Source organism: Stenotrophomonas sp. 05L44_2 (assembly GCF_056665995.1).
In genome coordinates, this window is the sequence record NZ_JBFTNR010000562.1 from 1 (window position 1) to 5,126 (window position 5,126).

The 5,126-nt window shown below is 68.5% G+C and carries 4 protein-coding genes and 1 pseudogene; all 5 read left to right on the forward strand.

Annotated elements, in window-relative coordinates; all coding sequences use genetic code 11:
- The coding region (locus tag AC1VAN_RS17400) for a cell division protein FtsL (protein ID WP_480986304.1) at positions 1 to 103 on the forward strand (103 nt) is incomplete at its 5' end.
- Complete coding sequence (locus AC1VAN_RS17405; protein WP_480986302.1) at positions 100 to 1,944, forward strand: peptidoglycan D,D-transpeptidase FtsI family protein; 1,845 nt, start codon at positions 100 to 102, stop codon at positions 1,942 to 1,944. The genes AC1VAN_RS17400 and AC1VAN_RS17405, both read left to right, overlap by 4 nt.
- Positions 1,941 to 3,283 (forward strand): annotated as a pseudogene (locus tag AC1VAN_RS17410) (Mur ligase family protein). Before AC1VAN_RS17405 ends, AC1VAN_RS17410 begins: the two are co-directional and overlap by 4 nt.
- The gene (locus tag AC1VAN_RS17415; protein ID WP_032974908.1) at positions 3,280 to 4,674 is read left to right on the forward strand and encodes a UDP-N-acetylmuramoyl-tripeptide--D-alanyl-D-alanine ligase; all 1,395 of its coding nucleotides are present in this window, start codon (positions 3,280 to 3,282) and stop codon (positions 4,672 to 4,674) included. Before AC1VAN_RS17410 ends, AC1VAN_RS17415 begins: the two are co-directional and overlap by 4 nt.
- A partial coding sequence (locus AC1VAN_RS17420; RefSeq protein WP_480986303.1) for an MraY family glycosyltransferase occupies positions 4,664 to 5,126 on the forward strand: 463 nt, incomplete at its 3' end. The genes AC1VAN_RS17415 and AC1VAN_RS17420, both read left to right, overlap by 11 nt.

Consider the following 5,126-nt stretch of genomic DNA (forward strand, 5'->3'; position numbering starts at 1 on the left):
GCAGGCGACCTTGGCCGAAGCCAACCGCGTGGACAGCATCGCCCGCGAAAAGCTCGGCATGAAGTTCCCCGAAGCCGCCGACGTGGTGGTGGTGCGCCCATGAGCAAGACCGGCCGCAACCGTCCACGCAACGCCTTCAACCTGCGCCAGCGCCTGCGCTGGGTGGCCCTGGCGCTCGGCCTGTGCTCGGTATCGCTGGTGGGTCGTGCCGCCTACGTGCAGATCATCAACAGCGACTTCTACCAGCGCCAAGGCGAAGCGCGTTACCTGCGCGAACTGCCGATCAAGACTTCGCGCGGCATGATCACCGACCGCAACGGCGAGCCGTTGGCGGTGTCCACCCCGGTCGCCTCGATCTGGGTGAACCCGCAGGACCTGCTGCGTTCGCCCGAGCGCATCCCCGAGCTGGCACAGGCGGTGGGCATGTCGGTGGACGAGCTGAGCAGCCGCCTGTCGCAGAAGTCGGACAAGGAATTCATGTACCTGCGTCGCCGGATCAATCCGGACGAGGCAGAGCGCGTGGTCGCGCTGAAGATTCCGGGCGTGGCCGCACAGCGCGAGTTCCGACGCTTCTACCCGCAGGGTGAAGCGATGGCGCACGTGCTGGGCTTCACCAACATCGACGACCGCGGCCAGGAAGGCCTGGAGCTGGCCTTCGACGAATGGCTGCGTGGCAAGCCCGGCGGCAAGCGGGTGATCCGCAACCGCAAGGGCGAGACGGTCGAAAGCGATCTGCTGCGTGCGGCCGAGCCGGGCAAGGACCTGACCCTCAGCATCGACCGCCGCATCCAGTACCTGGCCTTCAAGGAACTGCGCAACGCGCTGGTGGCCAACAAGGCGGCCGGCGGCTCGATGGTGATCATGGACGTGACCACCGGCGAGATCCTGGCCATGGTCAACCTGCCGACCTACAACCCSAACTCGCTSAMCRRCGCRGTGCCGGACACGCGCCGCAAYCGCGCGGTGACCGAYCTGGTCGAGCCGGGYTCGACGATGAAGCCGCTGACCATCGCCACCGCGCTGCAGTCCGGGGTGGTGACCAAGGACACCATCATCGATACCAACCCGGGCTACATGCAGGTTGCCCGTTTCACCATCCGCGATGTGCCGCGCAACAACGGCGTGCTGAACGTCACCGGTGTGATCACCCGCAGCTCCAACATCGGCGCGGCCAAGATCGCCGCGAAGATGCCCGACCAGGTGTTCTACGACGGCGTGCGCCGTTTCGGCTACGGCTCGGTGCCGCACAGTGGCTTCCCCGGCGAGTCCGGCGGTGTCGTGCGGCGCCCCGCCAACTGGGACGGCGCGACCAAGACGACCATGTCCTACGGCTATGGCCTGAATGTCACGCCGCTGCAGATCGCCACCGCGTACTCGGCGCTGGCCAACGGCGGCAAGCTGATCGCGCCGACCTTCGTCAAGGGCCAGCGCAACGAAGGCCAGCAGATCATCGACGAGAACGTCGCCAAGCAGGTGGTGGCGATGATGGAAACGGTGGTCACCCAGGGCGGCGCCAAGCAGGCGGCGGTGCTGGGCTACCGCGTGGCCGGCAAGACCGGTACCGCGCGCAAGACCGGCCCCGGTGGCTACGAGCGCGGCCACTACAACGCGCTGTTCGCCGGCGTGGTGCCGGCCACCAATCCGCGTTTTGCCACCGTCATCGTCATCAACGATCCGCAGGGCGGCAAGTTCTACGGCGGCCTGGTGTCGGCGCCGGTCTATCACAACGTGATGGAAGGCACCCTGCGCCTGATGGACGTGCCGCTGGATGACCTGCAGTCGTGGCTGGCTGCCCAGCAGTCCGGAAAGATCGGGCATTCGGCCTCGGTGCTGCCGGTGCCGCCGGCCGAAGCCGCACTGCCGGTGGATGCCGCCGCTGAATTCGATGCCGCGCTGCCCAGCGCGCACCCCCATGTGCCGCCCGCCACGGGAGGCACGCAATGAGCCCTTCGATGTTGCTTTCGCAGTTGCTTCCGGACGTGGCCCTGGCGGGCCATGATCCCGTTCTGACCGGCCTGGTGCTGGACAGYCGTGCCGTGCGCCCCGGCAATGCCTTCGTTGCCATCGCCGGTTTCGGCGCGCATGGCCTGGGTTTTGTCGAGCAGGCGCGTGCTGCCGGTGCCGGCGCGATCCTCTTCGAAGCGCCGGCGCCTGCCGAGCTGCCTGCACCGGCCGATGCCATCGCCGTGCCGGACCTGCGTGCGCGTCTGGGGGCAATGGCCGACCAGTTCCATGGTGCGCCTTCGCGGGCGATGACCATGGTTGGCGTGACCGGCACCAACGGCAAAACCTCCACCGTGCAGCTGCTGGCCCAGGCCTGGCACCTGCTCGGTACGCCCAGTGGCAGTATCGGCACGTTGGGCGCCGGACTTTATGGTGCGGTCGAGCCGACCGGTTTCACCACCCCGCTGGTGCTGCAGATGCATGCGCTGCTGGCGCAGCTGCGCGACGATGGCGCGGGCGCGGTGGCGATGGCATCAATCTTGACGATGCGTTCGGTCGCCAGCTGTTCGCCGGTCTGCCGGCGGGCGTGCAGGCCATTGGCCTGAGCTCGCGTGGTGCCGACGGTGCCAGCGTGCGCGCTGAAGCGCTGCAGCTGGACGGCCGCGGCATCGGTTTCGAACTGGTCATCGACGGCCAGCGCGCTGCAGTGCAGTCGCCGCTGCTGGGCCGCTTCAACGTGGACAACCTGTTGGCCGTGGCCGGCAGCCTGCATGCGCTGGGGCATCCGCTGCCGCGCATCGCCGAGGTGCTGTCGGCACTGCAGCCGATCCGTGGCCGCATGAACCGCCTGGGCGGCGAAGACGGCCTGCCGACCGTGGTGGTTGATTACGCACACACCCCCGACGCGCTGGAACAGGCGCTGGACAGCCTGCACGGCCACCTGCAGGGCACGCTGTTCTGCGTGTTCGGCTGCGGTGGCGAGCGCGATACCGGCAAGCGCCCGCAGATGGCTGCCATTGCCGAGCGCCTGGCCAACCAGGTCATCGTCACCGACGACAACCCGCGTGGCGAAGACGGCGACGTGATCGTGGCCGACATCCTGGCTGGCTTCACCGATGCCTCGGCCGTGACCGTGCAGCGCAACCGCGCGCGTGCGATCGGCCTGGCGGTGAAGCGCGCTGGTGCCGGCGACATCATCCTGATCGCCGGCAAGGGCCACGAGCCCTATCAGGAAGTGAATGGCGTGCGGCATGACTTCGACGACACCGAAGTATCGGCCGCCGCGCTGGCTGCGAAGGCCGGTGTGTTGGCCGCTCAGGCCGGGGAGGGCGCCGCATGAAGCGCACCCTGCTTTCGCTGATCGCACACTGGGCCGGTGGCGAGATCCACGGCGACGACGTGGCCATCGACGCGGTCAGCAACGATACCCGCAGCCTTGGTCCGGGCAGCCTGTACGTGGCGCTGCGTGGCGAACGCTTCGACGGCCACGATTTTGCTGCCGACGCACAGGCGCGTGGCGCCAGCGCGTTGCTGGTCGAGCGCCTGCTGCCGCTGGACCTGCCGCAGGTGCTGGTGGCCGACAGCGAGCGCGCGCTGGCGAAGATCGCCGCCGGCATGCAGCGCGACCGCGCGACCGAACTGTTCGCCATCACCGGCAGCAACGGCAAGACCAGCGTCAAGAGCCTGCTGCTGGCGATCCTGCAGCAGGTGGCCCAGCACGCGCACAAGGTGGTCTACGCCAACCCGGGCAACCGCAACAACGAGATCGGCCTGCCGCTGGCGGTGATCGACGCACCGGAAGATGCCGACTACGCCGTCTACGAGATGGGCGCCGGCAAGCCGGGCGACATCGCCTACCTGACCGACATCGCGCGCCCGCGCTATGCCCTGGTCAACAACATCGCCCCGGCCCACCTGGAGCGGATGGGCAGCCTGCTCGGCGTGGCGGTGACCAAGGGCGCGATCTACGCCGCGCTGCCGGCCGATGGCGTGGCCGTGATCAACGCCGACGATGCCTACGGGCGCTGGTTCGAACAGCATTTCATCGGTACCCCGGCACGTTGCCGGGTGCTGCGCTATGGCCTGGAACACACCGCCGACGTCACCGCGCGCGACATCCGCGCCGGTGCGCAGGGCAGCCGCTTCACCCTGGTCACGCCGATGGGCGAGGCGGGCGTGGTGCTGGGCCTGCCGGGCCGCCACAACATCAGCAATGCGCTGGCCGCCGCCAGCCTGGCGCTTGCCGCCGGCATCGAGCTGTCACTGGTGGCCACCGGCCTGGCGGAAGCGCAGCCGGTGCCGGGCCGCCAGATCGCCCATCAGCTGCACAACGGCGCGGTGCTGGTGGATGACAGCTACAACGCCAACCCTGGTTCGCTGGCCGCCGCCATCGACGCACTGGCCGCCGCCCCGGAAGAGGGCTGGCTGGTGCTGGGCGACATGCGCGAGCTGGGCGCCGACGCCGAGGCGCTGCATGCACAGGCGGGCATCCGCGCGCGTGCCGCCGGCCTCAAGCGCCTGTATGCGCTGGGCCCGCTCAGCGCCGCTGCCGCCGCTGCGTTTGGCGAGGGCGGACATCATTTCACCACCCATGACGCGCTGTCGCAGGCGCTGAAGGAAGCGCTGCACGCCGGCGTGCGCTGCCTGGTCAAGGGTTCCCGTGGCAGCGCCATGGACACGATTGTCAAAGCGCTGCTGGCGCAAGGAGAGGAATCCCCGCATGTTGTATGAACTGGCTCGATGGTTGCAGCAGTTGGAGAGCCTGTTCGGGCTGTTCAACTACCAGACGTTCCGCGCCATCCTTGCCGCGTTGACGGCGCTGTTCCTGTCGCTGTGGCTCGGCCCGGCGATGATCCGCAAGCTTGCCCAGTTCAAGGGCGGCCAGCCGATCCGGACCGATGGTCCGCAGACCCATTTCTCCAAGGCCGGCACGCCGACCATGGGTGGTTCGCTGATCCTGCTCACCGTCACCCTGTCGGTGCTGATGTGGGCCGACCTGCGCAACCGCTACGTGTGGCTGGTGCTGGCGGTGATGCTGTGCTTCGGCGCCATCGGCTGGTACGACGACTGGATCAAGATCGTCCGTCGCGACCCGAACGGCCTGAAGTCGCGCTGGAAGTACCTGCTGCAGTCGATCTTCGGCCTGGCTGCGGGCATCTTCCTGTTCCAGACCGCCGACGTAC